Source organism: Parahalioglobus pacificus (genome assembly GCF_014652275.1).
Classification (GTDB): domain Bacteria; phylum Pseudomonadota; class Gammaproteobacteria; order Pseudomonadales; family Halieaceae; genus Parahalioglobus; species Parahalioglobus pacificus.
In genome coordinates this window covers 459,140-477,032 of record NZ_BMYM01000001.1, presented here as the reverse complement: position 1 = coordinate 477,032, position 17,893 = coordinate 459,140, and the positions used below count along the sequence as shown (strand labels likewise).

Below are 17,893 nucleotides of genomic sequence, written 5' to 3'. Positions count from 1 at the left end.
GTCGCAACAGCAGCCCCTCGACCGGCGCACAAGATTCAAAAGGTCAGCGTGAATTTAGCGCCGCCGCTCTCGCTACGCCCAAGGACGACCGTACCGCCATGAGCCAGCATGATCTGGCGCGTTAACGCCAGGCCCACGCCAGAGCCGTCACGCTTGGTGGTGAAGAACGGAACGAAAATCTTGCTGGCGATCTCCGGGTCAATGCCAGGGCCATTATCCGAGACCACAAGGCAGATATGCCCGCCCCGATTCAGTCTGGCCTGCAGGAGAATCTCCGGATTACTTGTACCCGTCAGCGCCTGCCGGGCATTTCGCAGGAGATTGAGCAGCACCTGCTCCAACATTTCAGGGTCTGCATCCAGTGACAGCGATTGCGGTTCTACCCGCGCCTGGCAGATAGCCTGCCCAGCACTGTGGTCGGTCTCCGTGAGTTGCAAGACGTCATTGAACATGTCAGCTACCACGATCCGCTGACGCGCCGGCGGTGGCAATCGCGTCAACTGTCGGTAGCCTTGAACGAAGTGCATAAGCCCATCTGACCGCCTGGCTACAGTGGTTACGGCGCTGCGCACATCGTCCAGCTCTGCCACTGCATCCGGGTAATCTGCGAGCTTGCCAGAGGCATCGTCAACCAGGTCAGCCGCTGTTTTTGCCAGTGACGCGACGGGTGTAATGCTGTTCATGATCTCGTGCGTCAGCACTCGCACCAGATCTTGCCAAGCTTCCAGTTGCACACCATCAAGCTCATTCTGAATGTTCTGTAAGCTGACCAGGCGCTCTATACGCCCTGCAATGGCTATCTCTGTAGCCGATAAAGTAAACCGTTGCTCAGCGCTCTCGGTATGGAACACCGCGAGACGCCGCTCGCCAGGCGCTATCTTGCCGATGTGCTGCATGAACGGCTCCCCAAACTGCGCGAGGTCAGCCATTCGCTCGATCTTAGCACTGCCAAACAAGCGTCTCGCCGCATTGTTCTGCAACTCAACTTTGTCATCGTCATAGACAGAAAGCAGCGGCACAGGGACGTGTTCCATCAGTGCGCGCAGGTGTCGTAGGGACTCTTCCTGCGAATTACGCAACTGTTGAAATCGTTGAACGATATCCGTAAACACTTCACCCAGCTCGCCAAAGCCGGCACCCAACGGTTTGAGCTCAAAGCGCTGCCCAAAGTCAGCATAGCGAACCGCATCGAGAAAGCGGCTCAGCTCCCTGTTGGTTCTTCGGATCAAGTGCACGATGTCGAAGACCTGCAAACTCGCAATCAGCGCCAGCAAAACGCTGATCATGACGTAGCCGGGTTGCAGCAGCAGAAAAACCAGAAGGCAGAGCACGGCAACAAGGACCACAACGCGCACCCCCAAGCGCCATGAGAAACGCCTAAAGATCATGTTTTTCCATTCGCCTATACAGGGCCGCCCGGGTCAAACCCAACTCGCGAGCTGCATGGCTGATGTTGTACCGGTGTCGCTTGAGCGCTGCCTGTATGGTGCGTTTCTCCATCCGTTCCAGGTTAAGGTCATCGGCATCCACGTCGGTAGCCTGTGCGCCCTGGGCCACTTTTACAGCATCAGCGGCAGATAACTGTAAATCTAGCTCACTGATGCTATCCCCCTCAGCGAGTATCACTGCACGCTCTACTGCGTGGCGCAGCGCACGAACATTTCCCGGCCATGCATAGGATTGCATTGCCGACAACGCCTCAGGTGAAAAGTCGCGCATGGGTTTCTGGTATTTCTGCGAGTACAAATCCGCGTAGTAATTAGCAATCTCGGGAATGTCCTCTCTGCGGGCCCTCAACGGCGGCAGAGTGAGTTCCACAGTATTCAGACGAAACAACAAGTCCTGCCGGAAACGGGCCTCATCAGCCAACTGCTCTCGAGGCACGTTGGTGGCAGCGATGACACGGATATCAATGGGTACCGCCTCATTTCTGCCCACCGGCGTCACGGCCCGCTGCTCCAGTACAGTAAGCAGCTTTGCTTGCAGATTAAGGGGAATATTGCCGATCTCATCCAGAAACAGAGTGCCCCCGTTTGCCGCTTCTAGACGACCCACACGGTCTGTAGCAGCGCCAGTGAAAGCGCCCTTACGATGACCAAACAGTTCCGATTCGAACACTGTTTCCGAGACAGAGCCAAGGTCAACTGACATAAATACGTTGTCTGCTCTCTGGCTCTGTTGGTGCAACAGGCGGGCCGCGAGTTCCTTCCCGGTACCGTTCTCACCCATCACCAGAATGTTGGCATCTGTTGGCGCAGTGCGCTTGATCACGGAGAGCACCTCGCGGATTTCGGCTGATTGACCCCTTATCGACTGATCACCCGCACCGCTGGCAGAAACCAGCGCCTGGTTTCTGCGCTTGAGTGTCGCTGTCTCCGTGCGGCTACGACGTAACTTGACGGCAGCAGATAAGGTGGCGACGACTTTTTCGTTTTGCCATGGCTTGGCCACAAAATCCGTGGCCCCGTGTTTCATAGCCTCCACGGCGAGATCCATACTGCCGTGCGCGGTAATCATTACCACGACCGCGTCTGGATCCAGCTCCAGAATACGTCGCAACCAGTAGAACCCTTGCTCCCCACTGCTCTCACCCGGCGAGAAGTTCATATCCAGCAAAATGGCATCGAAACGCTGCGTCGCTAACTGCTCGGGAATGCTGTGTGGATCATTACAGCAATTCACCGAACCGAACTCCCGTTTCAGCAGAAGTCGCCCCGCTGTGAGGATATCTTCATCGTCATCAACAATCAGAATGGAATGACTATCGCCAGGCATCTTTGCTCTCCAAGTGTTCGATAGCGTACACCGGGTGTCCGTATTCGTACACCTCGACAAACTACAAGGCGTCCGAAATCATTTTTAGCCTTTATTTTTCAATGACTTATGGAATTGGCACAGCCGTTGCAATGGTTGTAACAGGAACACGCACAGGAAAGCGACAGCAATGGGTACTATCAGCTCCATGGAAAAATCCCCGGAGGGTCCGGCGCAGGGAGTACGGCCTGGCTCATCGATGGACCGGGTCATCGAACCGCCTTCCCGTTATCGCCGCTGGGGGATCGGTATTGCCGTTGTATTCATGCTCGTCGTCGCCGCAGTTTGGACCACACATCAGGCCGGGCGCAGTCTCACTGTGTCAGGCAGCCGCATCGTGCTCTCGCCTGTGGAATCCGGTGTGTTTGAGGACACTATCCCCGTGCGAGCCCGCGTCGCACCGCTGACCACCGTCTTTCTGGATGCCGTTCAGGGCGGGCGCGTCGAAGAAATACTGGTTGAAGACGGTGCCAGCGTTGTGGCGGGCCAGCCGCTGGTCCGCCTGTCCAACTCCGACCTGCAGCTCAGCGTTATGAGCACTGAATCGCGAGTCATGGAGCAACTCAACAGCATGCGCGACCAGGAGCTGCGTCTGGAGCAGAACCGTCTGGGCCACAAACGCACACTGGTGGACGTGGACTATGAGATCCGACGGCTGACCCGAGAAATTGAACGCCAGGACCAATTGCTCGCGAAGGGTCTCACCGCAAAAGGTGACTACGACGACCTGGTGGATCAACTGGCCTACAACCGGGCACTGCGCGACGTAACCATTGAGAGTCAGGCCACGGACGAGCGCCTGATGGCGGCGCAGTTGGCCTTCTTCCGTGAAAACACCGGTGTCATGGAGCAGAACCTGCGTTTTGCTCGCGACAGCCTCAAGGAACTGGAAATCAAGGCGCCGGTGGACGGCAAGCTCTCCGGGTTTGACATGGAAGTTGGCCAAAACGTCAGTCGCGGCAACCGCATCGGACAAGTCGACCATGCTGACAGCTTCAAACTGGTGGCCGATATCGATGAGTTCTACCTGAACCGCACGGATATCGGTCAGGTGGTCAGCTTCGCGCGCAATGGCAGGGAAAGGGCTCTGCGGGTTTCCAAGATTTACCCCAATGTCGAAGCCGGTCAATTCGAAATCGACATGCAGTTTGTCGGCGACGCCCCAACCGATCTCAGACGCGGCCAAACCATCCAAGCCAAACTCACGCTGGGCGATGCCACCGAGGCGCTGCTAATCCCTAATGGCTCTTTCTATCAAGACACTGGCGGAAAGTGGATTTTTGTTGCCAGTCCCGACGGCAGCACCGCCGTGAAACGTGAAGTAAAGCTGGGGCGCAGAAACACTGACTACATCGAAGTGCTGGATGGCCTGGAAGCCGGCGAAATTGTCATTACCTCACCTTACAGCGGGTTCCGCGACATGGACCTGCTGGTACTGAATACACAAAAAGACGCTTGAAACGACGAGGACACTGTCATGCTTAAACTGAACAACCTTTCGAAGTTTTACCGAACCGACGAAGTGGAAACCGTGGCGCTGAACGCAGTCAATATCGACATCGAGCAAGGCGAGTTTGTTGCCATCATGGGGCCCTCCGGTTGCGGTAAGTCAACACTGCTGAACGTTATCGGGATGCTAGATCAACCCAGCGAAGGCGACTACTTCTTCATGGATGAAAACGTGGCCTCCTATGGCGAGCAAAAACTCAGCCAGATTAGGAAGCAGAACATCGGCTTTATCTTCCAGAACTTTAACCTGATCGACGAGTTAAGTGTGGCTGAGAACATCGAATTGGCCCTGCTCTACCATGACATTAGCGCCAAGGAACGACGCCAGCGTGTGGAGCACATCATGGACAAGGTGGGCATCGCTCATCGCGCCAAACATCGCCCCAGTCAGTTGTCGGGCGGCCAGCAACAGCGCGTTGCCGTAGCGCGCGCTGTCGTGGGCGACCAGTCGTTGATTCTGGCCGATGAGCCCACGGGCAACCTGGACAGCGTTCACGGTCAGGAAGTGATGGAAATGCTGCAATCGTTGAACAACGAGGGCACTACCATCGTGATGGTGACGCACTCCGCGGCGCACGCGGACTACGCGCGTCGCACCATCAACCTGTTTGACGGTTACGTGGTTACCCAAAGCATGCGGGCCGCCTCATAACAGTCGTTACGCCAACGCACTGCGTCCAAGGAGACGATTATGTACGGGAACTACATCAAGCTCGCACTGCGCAACATGGCCAAGAACCGGCTGTACGCGTTTATTAACGTTGTCGGATTGGCGATCGGCCTATCCGTTTTCCTGTTCGGCATGGTTCTGGCCAGCTATGAACGCGATCACGACAGCATGTTTTCGCAGCGCGATCGCATCTTCACTGCGGGCGCCAAGTTTTCTGATGCCGCGGAAATTGGAGTGCTGGAGACCAACAGCATCTACACCGCAATGGGACCTCTTCTGCAGGAAGAATTGGGCGAAGACTCGCTGGTGGCCAGGACGGTCACGCGCGAGTTCCTACTGACCGTGGGCAGCAGCAACGACAGCTATTACCACACGGTCACGTTCGCTGACCCCGAGTTTTCAGAGCTGTTTGATTTCACCTATCTTTCCGGCGATAACAGCGCGCTGGCAGACCCGCTAGGTCTCGTCATCAGCGAATCGACTGCCCTCAAGTACTTTGGACGCGCAGATGTCACGGGTGAAACCCTGACGCTGGACCATGAGCACGATCTGGTCATCAAAGCGGTGATTGAGGACATTCCCAGTGACAGCCATTTCAATTCCAACCTCTTAACCGAACGCGATGCGCGCCTCTTCGCCGCCCTGGACACTCTGGCCGATATCCGTGACTTCAATATCGATGAAGACTGGGGCAACCTTTCAATGGGCGACATGACCTATATGTTGTTGCCCGAGGGTCGAACGCAACAGTGGCTCTATGATCAAGTGAATGCGGTGTACCAGCGCCATTCACCCGAAGGGCAGATAGAATTTATCCCCGAGGTTAAGGTACGTCCGTTAACAGAGGACAACACCATGATCTGGGACGCCATCGGCATTCCCGCGATCACCAGCGTGCAGCTGCTGGGATTACTGGTGCTGATCATCGCCTGTGTCAACTACACCAATCTTGCCACGGCCCAAAGCCTGGGTCGCGCGCGGGAAGTGGGGCTGCGTAAAACCTTCGGCGCCAGCAAAGGGCAGTTACTACTCCAGTTTCTGGTAGAGAGCCTGACGACCGCCGCGCTGTCCATGCTATTGGCACTCGCCTGTCTGGAACTGATAGTGCCGTTGTTCAATGCCTGGTCATCGAAGGTACTGACCATTAACTATTTGGATATATTCCCCTTCCTCATCGCAACCACTACCATTGTTGGCATTGCCGCAGGGGCCTATCCGGCGTACATGATCACTCGTGCAGCGCCCATAGATAGCCTGCATAACAGTATGCTGCGGGGGAATAAGGGCGGTTTGTTTCGCAGCTTTATGATCGGTGTGCAGTTCACAATCTCCGTGTTCATGCTCGCATCGGTCATGGTGATGTATTTCCAGAACAAGCAGGTCGAGCAATCCGCGAACATTTTCCCTAAGGACAATGTCATCGTATTGGAACGAGTAGGCGTCGACGCTATCAAAGCGCGCCATGAGACCCTGCGCAATCAGCTTATGAACCTTCCCGGCGTGGAAGCCATGACCTATCTCAGTCAGGTTCCCTTTAACCAGAGCAATAGCGCCTCCGGCGTGGCGCTGGAACCCGGTGATGAAGCATCAGAGATCTTGATGAACCGAATCCGGGTGGATGAGGGCTTTCTGGAGACTCTAAACATCCCTCTGCTAAAGGGCCGCGCATTGACGCGCGACATCGCTGGCGACGTAATGGAAGCGGAGAGCGAGGTCGTTAACGTCCTGCTCAATCAAACTGGAGCGCGCAGCCTCGGCTTCGACGATCCGCTTGATGCGGTCGGCCAGAGTTTCTTCGAAATATTGGGCGAACAGTCACGGGCTGAGGGGCTAACCGCAACGCAGTTCATTGTCGTGGGCTTGTTGCCCGACCAGAACTTCCTGGGCCTGCACAACAAGATCAAACCCACTGCGTTCATGATTCAACCGCCGTGGCTCAACAACGCAGCGATACGCATCAGCGGCGACAACATGGTGCAAACCATTACCGAAGTTGAACGGGTATGGGATGAAGTGATAGCCGACTACCCGATACAACAACGCTTCCTGGACGACGTATTCAACGAAATCTTCATTGTTTACGAGACCATGAACCGCGTGGTTGCAGGTTTCGCACTCATCGCCCTGTCGCTGGCACTGATTGGCCTGTTTGGCCTGGCCGCTTTCATGGCACAGCGCCGCACCCGTGAGATCGGAATTCGCAAAGTGCTTGGAGCGAGGGTAGATCAGATCGCGCGGCTGCTGGTGTGGCAGTTCTCGATACCCGTGCTCTGGTCGCTATCAGTCGCTATGCCATTGGCCTACGCCGCCTCAGGCTTGTATCTCAACTTCTTTGATGAACGCATCACTATGCTCCCACTGATCATCTCGGGAGCGGCGCTGGGGGCACTGGTAACTGCATGGTTAATCGTATCCGTGCATGCGGTAAGAATCGCAATGTCGAGCCCGATCGGCGCACTGCGCTACGAATAGGGAAACGAAAGGCCGGGTTCAGGAGGAGCCCGGCCGTATTTGGAAAAGGTATCGGTCTCGAATCGCACTCCCCCTCTCATCTGCGAGGTTTTTAAAGCCCGCACGCTGGAAGAAAAAGCCAGCCTACAGGGCCTCAGAGCGTCGATGCTGCGCTATTCCCACTCAATAGTTACACTTTTACAAAGCCTTATGTAGCAAGGGTTTGCGAGGGGCAAAACTGAGTTTACAAGTAGTTTACAAGTTTCGTTCTTCATTTCTGCTTTTGTAACTCCCTCAAATTCCTAATGTAATCAGTATTTTAGCACTTTTAGACTTGTAAACTTTACAAGTGCTAATGCCTTACTCCAAATATTTCTTTCTAAAAAAGTTACGCTACAGGAACTTAACTGAAAGGATTGGCTACTCTCTTTCAGTTTTCCACCATTTCCCCGCAACATCTACTCGATTAGTTGATCATTCAGAGGCCTAAAATTGAGATTTACTAGTTTCCGCCATCGCATTTGTCTATAGGAGTAAAAAATGAATGCGTAGATATAGATTGGTAATGTGAAAAGACCAGCATCGATAGAAACCTCATCTGTATATCGAGTTCCGCCTCCCTCCGATTCTAAAAAAATTAGATGATCCCAAGTTTTTGCTATAGAACCACTTCCATTATCTCTGAGAACCCAATGATCGGATTTTTGTGGAAATTCTATACCTATAATTTGTTTTCCGATGGGTAAAAAATGAAATGCGAACATTTTTACAGAGAACTTCCCCTCAACCCATTTTGACGGAAAGAAATTTGGTTCGATAGGATGGAATTTCATTAAACCAGCCACCACATAATTGAGTAGCGCTGGCGTCATTAAGTAACTCTTAACCGTCTCTAAATCTGCTGCTAAATAGGTGCTGATTTTTAGCGTACGCATCATTACTCCCACTCAATCGTCGCAGGCGGCTTACCACTAATATCGTAGGTGACGCGGGAGACACCCGATATCTCGTTAATGATGCGATTGGATACTTTTTCCAGCAGCTCGTGAGGCAGATGCGCCCAACGGGCCGTCATAAAATCTACCGTTTGGACCGCACGGATAGCAATCACATACTCGTACCGGCGACCGTCACCCACAACGCCCACTGACTTCACAGGCAGGAAAACGGCAAAGGCCTGACTGGTCTTGTGGTACCAATCCGCAGCGTGGAGTTCCTCGATGAAGATGGAATCTGCCTGCCTGAGCAGTTCTGCGTATTCCTTTTTAACCTCGCCAAGAATGCGCACGCCCAGACCGGGTCCCGGGAACGGATGGCGGTAGACCATATCGTAGGGTAAGCCCAATTCCAGACCGATCTGCCGCACCTCGTCTTTAAAGAGTTCACGCAGGGGTTCAACCAACTCGAAACTCATGTCCTCTGGCAGGCCACCCACATTGTGGTGTGACTTGATCACGTGGGCTTTGCCAGTTTTGGCGCCAGCAGATTCAATGACGTCGGGGTAGATAGTGCCCTGCGCCAACCACTTTACATCCTGAAGCTTGGCCGCTTCCTGATCGAACACCTCAATGAAGGTGTTGCCAATGATCTTGCGCTTCTGCTCAGGCTCGTCAACGCCACCGAGGCGCCCAAGGAATAAATCCTCCGCATCGGCGCGTATCACTTTCACACCCATGTGCGAGGCGAACATATCCATCACCTGGTCGCCCTCATTGAGACGCAGCAGGCCATTGTCGACAAAGACGCAGGTCAGTTGATCGCCTATGGCGCGGTGCAACAGCGCCGCAACCACCGACGAATCCACGCCACCGGACAAACCCAAAAGCACCTTATCGCCGCCCACAGTCTCTTTCACTCGGGCAATGGCATCTTCAACAATGTTCGCCGGCGTCCACAACGGCTGGCAGCCGCAGATTTCCAGAACAAAGTGCTCGAAGATTCGCTTGCCCTGCAGGGTGTGAGTGACTTCCGGGTGAAACTGAATGCCGTACAGCGGTCGCGTCTTGTGGGCCATCGCAGCAATAGGACAGCTGTCGGTTTCAGCGGCCAGCTCGAAGTCCGGTGGCAGCGTGACCACCTTGTCGCCGTGGCTCATCCACACATCCAGCAACTTCTCACCGCCCTCGCCCACGTGATCACAGATATCATGCAGCAGGCCGCCATTACCCAGCGTACGGATTTGGGCGTAACCGAATTCGCTGGTGTCCGAGGGCATGACTTCACCCCCGAACTGCTGAGCCATCGTCTGCATGCCGTAGCAAATACCCAGTACCGGCAGGTTCATATCGAACACGCAGTCAGGGGCACGGGGAGAATTCTCTGCCGCAACAGATTCAGGGCCGCCCGAGAGGATGATGCCCGTGGGATTGAAGTCGCGAACGTCAGCCTCGTCGATATCCCATGAGCGAATCTCGCTATAAACACCCACTTCGCGCACACGCCTGGCAATCAACTGCGTGTACTGTGAGCCAAAATCGAGAATAAGAATCTTATGGGCGTGAATATCTGCGCTCATGCTGGTCCCTGATGATCATGTGTGAACGCCGCAAGACAAAGCGGCGCCGTTGTTTGCTTTGGCTCAGGCGGAGGTCCAGAGGACTCCGCTAGGGCCGGTTAGCGCACCGGGTAATTGGGCGCTTCCTTGGTAATTGACACATCGTGCACGTGTGACTCGGACATGCCTGCCGCGGTCACGCGAACGAACTCCGGCCTTGTGCGCATGGTTTCCAGCGTCTGGCTGCCGGTATAACCCATGGCTGAGCGCAGGCCACCCATCAGTTGATGGATAATCGCCGACACTGGCCCCTTGTACGGTACGCGACCCTCGATACCCTCCGGTACGAGTTTCTCCATGCCCTTGCTGGCATCCTGGAAGTAACGGTCTGAAGAGCCCTGCGTCTGGGCCATGGCGCCCAAAGACCCCATCCCACGATAAGCTTTATAAGTACGGCCCTGGTACAGTTCGACTTCACCCGGTGCTTCTTCGGTGCCCGCAAACATACTGCCCATCATGACAGAGTGGGCTCCGGCTACGATGGCCTTGGAGATATCGCCGGAAAAACGAATACCGCCGTCGGCGATAACCGGCACATCGGTATTGGCCAGCGCCTCAACCACATTGGCAATTGCACTGATCTGCGGCACACCAATGCCGGTGACAATGCGTGTGGTGCAAATAGAACCGGGGCCGATGCCGACTTTGACGCCATCGGCGCCTGCTTCGGCCAGTGCCATCGCGGCGGCAGCGGTAGCAATATTGCCGCCGATAACATCAATAGAGGGATATTCGCCTTTAATCTTGCGCACGCGATCAAGCACATTGCGGGAGTGTCCGTGAGCTGTATCGACCACCAAGACATCGACGCCGGCATTCACTAGGGCGGCGACACGCTCATCCGTATCCGGGCTGGTGCCCACAGAGGCGCCTACGCGCAGCTGACCGTAGGAATCCTTACTGGCATTGGGAAAGCTTTCTGCCTTGTCAAAATCCTTGACGGTAATCATGCCGCGCAGATCAAAGTCGTCATTAACCACCAGTATCTTTTCAATACGGTGCTGATGCAGCAGGCGCTGCACCTCTTCGGTGCTGGCACCCTCTTTAACCGTGACCAGCTGATCACGGGCTGTCATCACCTCGGACACCAGCTTGGCGGGGTTGGATTCAAAACGCAGATCGCGGCGGGTGACAATGCCCACCAGGTCTTCGCCGTTGAGTACCGGCAGGCCGGAGATACCGTTGGCGGCAGTGATCTCCATCAGCTCGCCGATGGTGGCATTCTGCTGGATGGTGATGGGGTCTTTAACAACACCGCTCTCGAACTTCTTTACACGGCGAACATGCTCTGCCTGTTCTTCTAGGGTCATGCTCTTGTGAATGATCCCGATGCCGCCTTCCTGGGCCAATGCAATCGCCAGTCTGGACTCCGTGACGGTATCCATTGCGGCGGAGATCAGCGGGATGTTCAGGTCAATATTGCGGGTCAGACGCGTGCGCAGGCTGACATCGGTTGCCACCACTTCAGAATACCCGGGCAGCAGTAACACATCGTCAAAAGTGAGGGCTTCCTGGGCAATACGCAGCATGTGCAAACTCCGGCTGGCGGCTGTAAGGTAAACGTGCAATTATAAATCCTTGGCCTAGCTCCAGTAAACAAAGCCCAGCGTTACATTATCGTGTCAAATCCCTTCGCTGATACCCCTCCCAGCCAGGTTTACTCTGTCGCCCAGCTCAATCGCCAGGTTCGGCAGCTGCTGGAAAGCCACTTTGACTACGTGTGGGTGGAGGGTGAAGTCTCCAATTTTGCAGCCCCCTCCTCCGGGCACTGGTACTTCTCACTCAAGGATGGCTCAGCGCAGGTTCGCTGCGCCATGTTTCGCAATCGTAATCAGCGCCTTCGCTTCACCCCCGCTAATGGCGACGAATTACGCCTGCGCTGCCGCGTATCGCTGTACGAAGGCAGGGGTGAGTTTCAGCTGATCGTTGAGCACGCCGAACTTGACGGCGAAGGCGCCTTACAGCTTGCCTTTGAACGATTAAAACAGCGCCTGTTGGCCGAGGGCCTATTCGCGCCGGAAAAGAAAAAGCCCCTGCCAGACTCCATTACCCGGCTGGGCGTGATTACCAGCCCAACGGGCGCCGCTATTCATGACATCCTCACCGTACTGCAACGACGCTGCCCGGCCATTGAAGTTTACGTGTTGCCAGTCGCCGTGCAGGGCGAGGCTGCTGCTGGCGAGATTTGCCAGGCCATCGCGCGAGCCAATGCACTGGCAGCAAATGGGAAAGTTCCCCTCGATGCCCTGATCGTGGGTCGCGGGGGCGGCTCGCTGGAGGACCTTTGGGCCTTTAACGAGGAACAGGTCGCACGCGCGATTGCTGCCAGCGATCTGCCCATCGTCAGCGCTGTGGGACACGAAGTGGACTTTAGTATCGCCGATCTGGTTGCGGACATACGGGCAGCAACCCCCTCCGCGGCGGCCGAATTGGTCAGTCCAGATCAACGGGAGTGGGTGCAGCGCCTAAAACACCTGGAGGATGCGCTAAGCCGCCAGATGCAGCGTAAGCTGGCTCTGGTGCGCACTGAGCTTGAGCATCTCGGTAAACGCCTTAAGCACCCGGGGGCATTACTGCGGGAACAATCCCAGCGCCTCGATGACCTGGAGCAACGCCTGCATCTGGCACAACGCAATAGCCTGCAACGTAAGCGTAGCCAACTGGGTTTGCTGGAAGCACGCCTGCAGGCCCGCTCGCCGAACGTCAGGCTGCAGCAACTGCAATCACAGCTGACCAATCAACAGGAGCAACTCAAGCATGCGATGCAGCATCGGCTCATCCTGTCGCGCCACCGGCTGGAACAGCTGTCGGCACGCCTGGAGCCCCTGAATCCGCTGGCGACCCTGCAACGCGGCTACGCCATCATCACGGACGACACCGGGACAGTGGTGACTCAATCTGAAGCGCTGAGCGCTGGCGATTCAGTCACGGCAAGACTGGCGGATGGCAGTGCCGAACTCCGCGTCTCTGAGACACACCCCGATAACGAGTCATAAACCCTTGGGGAAGTCAGATACCTTGACTGCCTGATCAGATAAATTCGGCTTATCTGGATACGCACGCACAGATCACGTCTATGCCGGCTCGAAAAGTACTTTGTTGGGGGTAATTGCGGGTGACGATAAGCACCGACAACCGGCAATGGATGGCTGGCCTCAGTACTTGGCGGGCAGCCTGGTATTGATAATGATATGGCGACCCTCGAAGCGGATGTACTCACCGATGGTAAGGTCCTTGAGAATTCTGGCCACCATCTCGCGGGACGCACCCACACGATCGGCGATGTCCTGCTGAGTCAGCTTCTCCGGGATGTACAAGGTGCCATCGCCACGCTCTTCCGACAGATCCATAAGCACGTTGGCTACACGACCGTAGACATCCTGCAGGGCGAGACTTTTCACATCGGCGGTGAGCTTGCGCACACGCTGCGACAGGTTGCCGATCAGCTTTCGCGTAATATTGGGGTGCTCATCCAACACACGATTGAAATCGTCTTTGTAGATGATGCAGAAGCTGGACTTCTCAACGGTGCGCACGGATGCCGAACGCGTGGAATCGTCTAGAAGCGCCAGTTCACCGAAGTAATCGCCGACGCCCTGGGTGTTCATGATGAACTCTTTGCCATTCTTGTCGCTGCAGTACACCTTGACCTTGCCACTCTCAATGACAAACAGCGAATCAGCGGGGTCGTTTTCGTGGATAACCACAGTGTTCTTGGGGAAGGAGCGACTGGTACTGCTTGCAGCCAGTGCTTCCAGCTCTTCCTGCGACAGACCCTGAAAAATTTCTACTTGTTGCAACATAAACAACGATGTCCTGTTTCAAGCCTAATCCCTAAAGCTTGGCGCTATAGTACCGTAAACAATCGGCACTGCGTACCACCGAGACGAAAAAGCGCAGCCTCCACCCATGAAACGAACAAGTCTTACGTTTCCACACCTCGTACCGCCTCGCTTATACTGCAGGCATCTTTACTACCCCGGTAGATGGTGTGTCCCACACTCCAACAAAACATCAAGGTGCCGCGCTATGGAGCGATGTCATTCGCCGTGTCATCGTTGAGTTGCGCGGGCTGTTTTCCGACATCCGGTCTCGTCTGGATGAGGCCGCCATCGATGACATGGAGCATCTTCTGGACGCCGCCCAACGGCTGGAATGCATGCTGGGTGTCAGCCAGGATTCAGATGCTGCACATGACATGATGAACGTGCTGGCAGCAATGCGCGGTTACGCCGAGATGCTGCTGGAAGATCTGGGGCCGGCGCACCAGCCCATTGCCGATGCATTAAAGCGTCTGCTGAGCGCCATAGAGACGGCGCACACTGAAGAGACCGGTATTGAGCCAGGCGCAGACCAGCGTACGATTGCCACCGACCCAGGATTCATTCTGGCGGTTGACGATCTGCAGGAAAATCGCGAGCTGGTTGCCCGCTATCTATCGCGCAGCGGGCACTTTGTGGTCACCGCCGCCAACGGCGAAGAGGCGCTATCTACTCTGGGCGAGTCCGACGTTGATGTGGTACTGCTGGACCTGGTCATGCCCGGAATGGACGGCCGGGAGGTGCTTCGCCGCATCAAGGAACACCCGGAATATCGGGCAACACCGGTCATCGTGATCTCCGGGCGTCAGGACATGGACGGCATTATCGAGTGTATTGAAGCCGGGGCAGATGACTACCTCTTTAAACCCTTCAACCCGGTACTGCTGCAGGCGCGCATCAAAGCGGGCATTGAACGCAAACGCTGGCACGATCGTGAAGAGCAATACCGCCAGCAGTTAGAGCGCAACGAAAAGTTCATTCGCGCCACCTTTGGCCGTTACCTGTCCGACGAGATCGTGACGGACATCCTGGAGCGACCTGAGGGTTTGGAGCTGGGCGGCGATTTACGCGAAGTGACCATTATGATGTCGGACATCCGCGGCTTTACCACTCTGAGTGAACGTCTGGCACCGGCTCAAGTGGTGACCATGCTCAATCGTTACCTGGGCAAGATGACCGATATCATTCTGGCACATCAGGGCACTATCGATGAATTCATCGGTGATGCGATCCTGGCCGTCTTTGGCGCACCGCAAAAACGAGACGACGATGCAGACCGCGCCGTTAAATGCGCGCTGGCAATGCAGGCTGCCATGGAAGAGATCAACGCAGAAAATGTGGCCGACGGGCTGCCCGCAGTAGCCACAGGTATCGCCTTGAATACGGGAAAGGTCATCGCCGGCAACATTGGCTCGGAACGCCGCAGCAAGTACGGCTTTGTCGGTCACCCCATGAACGTAACCTCGCGTATCGAAGACCTGAGTGCGGGTGGCGAAATACTCTTGTCGGACAGCACTTTCCGCAAGCTATCGCACCGCTACCCGGTGTGCGACACCCGCGAGTTGAAGGTCAAAGGCATCGACGAACTGGTTACCGTCCACCGAATCGAGGCCGCTACCGATGGATGATCTGCAGCCCATACTGTTGGTGGAAGATAACGAACTCAATCGGGAAATGCTGGTGCGGCGCTTAAGCCGCGCAGGCATGGAGGTCATCATTGCAGCCGATGGCCGCGAGGCGCTGGACAAGATGATTGAGGAGCAGCCCACGCTCGTGCTGATGGACATGAATCTCCCGGTACTCGATGGCTGGAGTGCCTGCAGGGAGGCGCGCAAGGATGAACGTATCAAGCACATTCCCATCATCGCTCTGACCGCCCACGCCATGGAAGCTGACAGGCTGAACGCGCTGGAGGCCGGCTGCGACGACTACGCCACGAAGCCCGTGGACTTCCCCGGCTTGTTGATCAAGATCGAGAAGCTGACGCAATCATGAGCCTGAGACGTCGACTGGTACTGTCGCTGTTCACCATCCTGGTGTTATTCGCCGTCAACGTGGGCACACACTTTTGGGGCAGCTACGCGCGTAGCGAAAGTATGGTGGCCTATCGCGATGCGGTTACCGCCGCGCAAATGTCCACAGAAGTGGAGCAGGAATTGGCGGACCAACGCCAACGAATTCGCGTGCTGGCAACATTGCGCGACACCACGGACGATCAGTTGGATGCCGGCGAACAACAGGCCTCCCTGGCCAACATTGGTGATATCCGCAGCAGCATTGCCCGACTGGGAGACCTCAGCCCCGACGTTACCGAGCTGCAGTATCAGCGTTTGTGGGAGTCTTCGGGCGAGCTACTCGATGGCTGGACTGCCTTTTACGAAAACTACAACGACCCCGACTTCGAGAGCGACGTTGAGGACCCGCTGTACTACGTGACCGCTCTACAGCGGCTGAAGGAATTGGAAGAGCGCCAGGCGTTTATTGCAGTGCAGCGCGCGAATATTATCGATCGCACTATCGCGCTCACGGATAGAATCACTGTTATCGGTTTCTTTGCCTCTATCTTCCTAACTGCCATGTTGGGTTTCTTTCTGGTGCGATACACCAATGGCGCCCTGAAACGCCTCAAGCGCGGCACTGAACGTTTCGGCAGTGGCGACTTGAGTTACCGTATCGACAGTATTAATGAAGATGGCGAGCTGGGAGACCTAGCGCGCGCCTTCAACACCATGTCGGATAAATTGCGCAATGCGATTTACGACGTACAGCAGGCTAAAGACAGCGCTGACGAAGCCAACGCCGCCAAGAGCATCTTCCTGGCCAACGTGAGCCATGAACTTCGCACGCCTCTGAACGCCATCATCGGCTACAGCGAAATGCTGCACGATGAACTGGACGACAGCGAAGCGGTGGACCGCCCACAGTTTCGACGCGACCTGGACAAGATCATCCAGTCCGGTCGGCAGCTGCTGAACCTGATCAATGACATCCTGGATCTTTCCAAAATTGAAACCGGCAAGATGTCGCTGCACTGTGAGACCTTCGCGCCACAGGACGTGATCCAGCAGGTCTGTGACTCGCTCACGCCATTGATGCGTGAACGCAAGAACACGCTACAGGTCTCCGGCACAGACGATCTACCCACCATGTACTCCGATGCCACCAAGTTCCGACAGATATTCCTCAACCTGCTCAGCAACGCCTGCAAGTTCACCGACGGGGGGTATATCAGCGTCGAGGTGCAGCCCAAAAAGGGAAAGGTCGACTGGCTGGAGTTTGCGGTGCACGACACTGGGATCGGCATGACCGAAGAGCAGCAGGACAAAGTCTTCGATGCCTTCGTTCAGGCAGACAGCTCTACCAGCGCCACTTATGGTGGCACCGGTCTTGGGCTAGCTATCTGTCGCGATTACAGTGAAATGATGGGCGGCACCATCAGCGTAGAGAGTCGACCCGGCGAGGGCGCAACCTTTACAGTTACTCTTCCGCTTGACCCAGAGTTAGCTCGCGCAGCCGCTTGAGGGCTTCTTCACGCTTCTCCAGATCTTCTGACAACATGCTGTTGTCATCTTCCAGATCCTTCACGCGGCGATCCAAGAGCGAAAAGCCGGCCAGTGCATCGTTCATCAGGCGCGCCTTGTCGTGCACCTGCATGTCGGGTGTGAGCTGTTTATTCAGTTCGCGCCAGGCCTTGCGTGCCTCTTCTGCATTGAAGAAGGGGCTATTTGGCAGCATGCTGACAAACGCGATACCGATATCGGCTTCCCAGCGTGCCTCGGGGGTTTTCTCAAGGCGGCGATAGCGCTGGAAATACGCCACCGCATCCTCGTACTCGTTCAGGGTAAGTGCGCTATAGCCGCGCTCCAGAAACGTAAAGTCGCGCGACGGTGCTTCATTACATTCACAGTCACGTGCCTCAGGCAGATTGAGCGTCAATTCAGGAACGGAGTTGGGGTCGCGCGGCTCCTCGGGAGCCACCGTCGCTGGGGTATTACAGCCGGTCATGACCAGCGCGCACAAAAAGACGGTGGCAGGCGTGAGTCGGTTTGGCACAGATTCTCCAGAGCGCGTCCG

The 17,893-nt window shown here is 55.8% G+C and carries 14 protein-coding genes; 7 read left to right on the top strand and 7 right to left on the bottom strand.

Annotation, left to right across the window (positions count from 1 at the left end; all coding sequences use genetic code 11):
• Positions 1 to 35: 35 nt before the first annotated feature.
• Both IE089_RS02270 and IE089_RS02265 read right to left on the bottom strand, forming a co-directional pair.
• Positions 36 to 1,388 carry a sensor histidine kinase gene (locus IE089_RS02270; RefSeq protein ID WP_189474777.1) on the bottom strand — a complete coding sequence of 451 codons (1,353 nt, stop codon included), beginning with the start codon at positions 1,386 to 1,388 and terminating at the stop codon, positions 36 to 38.
• A complete protein-coding gene (locus IE089_RS02265) occupies positions 1,378 to 2,775 on the bottom strand; it encodes a sigma-54-dependent transcriptional regulator (protein ID WP_189474775.1) in 1,398 nt (465 codons plus the stop codon). Before IE089_RS02265 ends, IE089_RS02270 begins: the two co-directional genes overlap by 11 nt.
• Positions 2,776 to 2,944: 169 nt before the next feature.
• Between IE089_RS02265 and IE089_RS02260 the strand changes: the two genes are divergently transcribed.
• The 3 genes from IE089_RS02260 to IE089_RS02250 are packed head-to-tail and all read left to right on the top strand — an operon-like array spanning position 2,945 to position 7,465.
• Entirely contained in the window at positions 2,945 to 4,273 is a 1,329-nt protein-coding gene (locus IE089_RS02260) for an efflux RND transporter periplasmic adaptor subunit (RefSeq protein ID WP_189474773.1), read from the top strand.
• Positions 4,274 to 4,291: 18 nt separating this feature from the next.
• Complete coding sequence (locus IE089_RS02255; protein ID WP_189474772.1) at positions 4,292 to 4,975, top strand: ABC transporter ATP-binding protein; 684 nt, start codon at positions 4,292 to 4,294, stop codon at positions 4,973 to 4,975.
• Positions 4,976 to 5,014: 39 nt separating this feature from the next.
• Positions 5,015 to 7,465, top strand: coding sequence for an ABC transporter permease (locus IE089_RS02250; RefSeq protein ID WP_189474771.1), 2,451 nt, complete (start codon positions 5,015 to 5,017; stop codon positions 7,463 to 7,465).
• 437 nt (positions 7,466 to 7,902) lie between these two features.
• Here the strand turns inward: IE089_RS02250 and IE089_RS02245 are convergent, their stop codons facing one another.
• From IE089_RS02245 to guaB, 3 genes are all read right to left on the bottom strand, one after another.
• On the bottom strand, positions 7,903 to 8,382 hold the full coding sequence (locus IE089_RS02245; protein WP_189474770.1) for a hypothetical protein: 480 nt from the start codon (positions 8,380 to 8,382) through the stop codon (positions 7,903 to 7,905).
• Complete coding sequence (gene guaA / locus IE089_RS02240) at positions 8,382 to 9,959, bottom strand: glutamine-hydrolyzing GMP synthase (RefSeq protein ID WP_189474769.1); 1,578 nt, start codon at positions 9,957 to 9,959, stop codon at positions 8,382 to 8,384. Before guaA ends, IE089_RS02245 begins: the two co-directional genes overlap by 1 nt.
• Before the next feature lie 98 nt (positions 9,960 to 10,057).
• A complete protein-coding gene (gene guaB / locus IE089_RS02235) occupies positions 10,058 to 11,527 on the bottom strand; it encodes an IMP dehydrogenase (protein WP_189474768.1) in 1,470 nt (489 codons plus the stop codon).
• Between the two features lie 90 nt (positions 11,528 to 11,617).
• On the opposite strand from guaB, the gene xseA reads away from it, so the two are divergent.
• Positions 11,618 to 12,994: an exodeoxyribonuclease VII large subunit gene (gene xseA, locus IE089_RS02230; protein ID WP_189474767.1), complete on the top strand. Its 1,377-nt coding sequence runs from the start codon at positions 11,618 to 11,620 to the stop codon at positions 12,992 to 12,994.
• Between the two features lie 159 nt (positions 12,995 to 13,153).
• Here xseA and IE089_RS02225 read toward each other — a convergent pair whose 3' ends face one another.
• On the bottom strand, positions 13,154 to 13,801 hold the full coding sequence (locus IE089_RS02225; RefSeq protein WP_189474765.1) for a Crp/Fnr family transcriptional regulator: 648 nt from the start codon (positions 13,799 to 13,801) through the stop codon (positions 13,154 to 13,156).
• A gap of 188 nt (positions 13,802 to 13,989) precedes the next feature.
• Between IE089_RS02225 and IE089_RS02220 the strand changes: the two genes are divergently transcribed.
• Genes IE089_RS02220 through IE089_RS02210 form a run of 3 tightly spaced genes read left to right on the top strand, consistent with a single transcriptional unit; the run spans position 13,990 to position 17,340 of the window.
• Entirely contained in the window at positions 13,990 to 15,447 is a 1,458-nt protein-coding gene (locus IE089_RS02220; RefSeq protein WP_229802541.1) for a response regulator, read from the top strand.
• Positions 15,440 to 15,814, top strand: a complete 375-nt coding sequence (locus tag IE089_RS02215; RefSeq protein ID WP_189474763.1) for a response regulator — start codon at positions 15,440 to 15,442, stop codon at positions 15,812 to 15,814. The genes IE089_RS02220 and IE089_RS02215 overlap by 8 nt, the downstream gene beginning before the upstream one ends.
• Entirely contained in the window at positions 15,811 to 17,340 is a 1,530-nt protein-coding gene (locus IE089_RS02210; RefSeq protein ID WP_189474761.1) for a sensor histidine kinase, read from the top strand. Before IE089_RS02215 ends, IE089_RS02210 begins: the two co-directional genes overlap by 4 nt.
• Here the strand turns inward: IE089_RS02210 and IE089_RS02205 are convergent.
• Positions 17,297 to 17,872: a hypothetical protein gene (locus tag IE089_RS02205; RefSeq protein ID WP_189474759.1), complete on the bottom strand. Its 576-nt coding sequence runs from the start codon at positions 17,870 to 17,872 to the stop codon at positions 17,297 to 17,299. The two genes, IE089_RS02210 and IE089_RS02205, sit on opposite strands and share 44 nt — an antisense overlap.
• Positions 17,873 to 17,893: the final 21 nt, after the last annotated feature.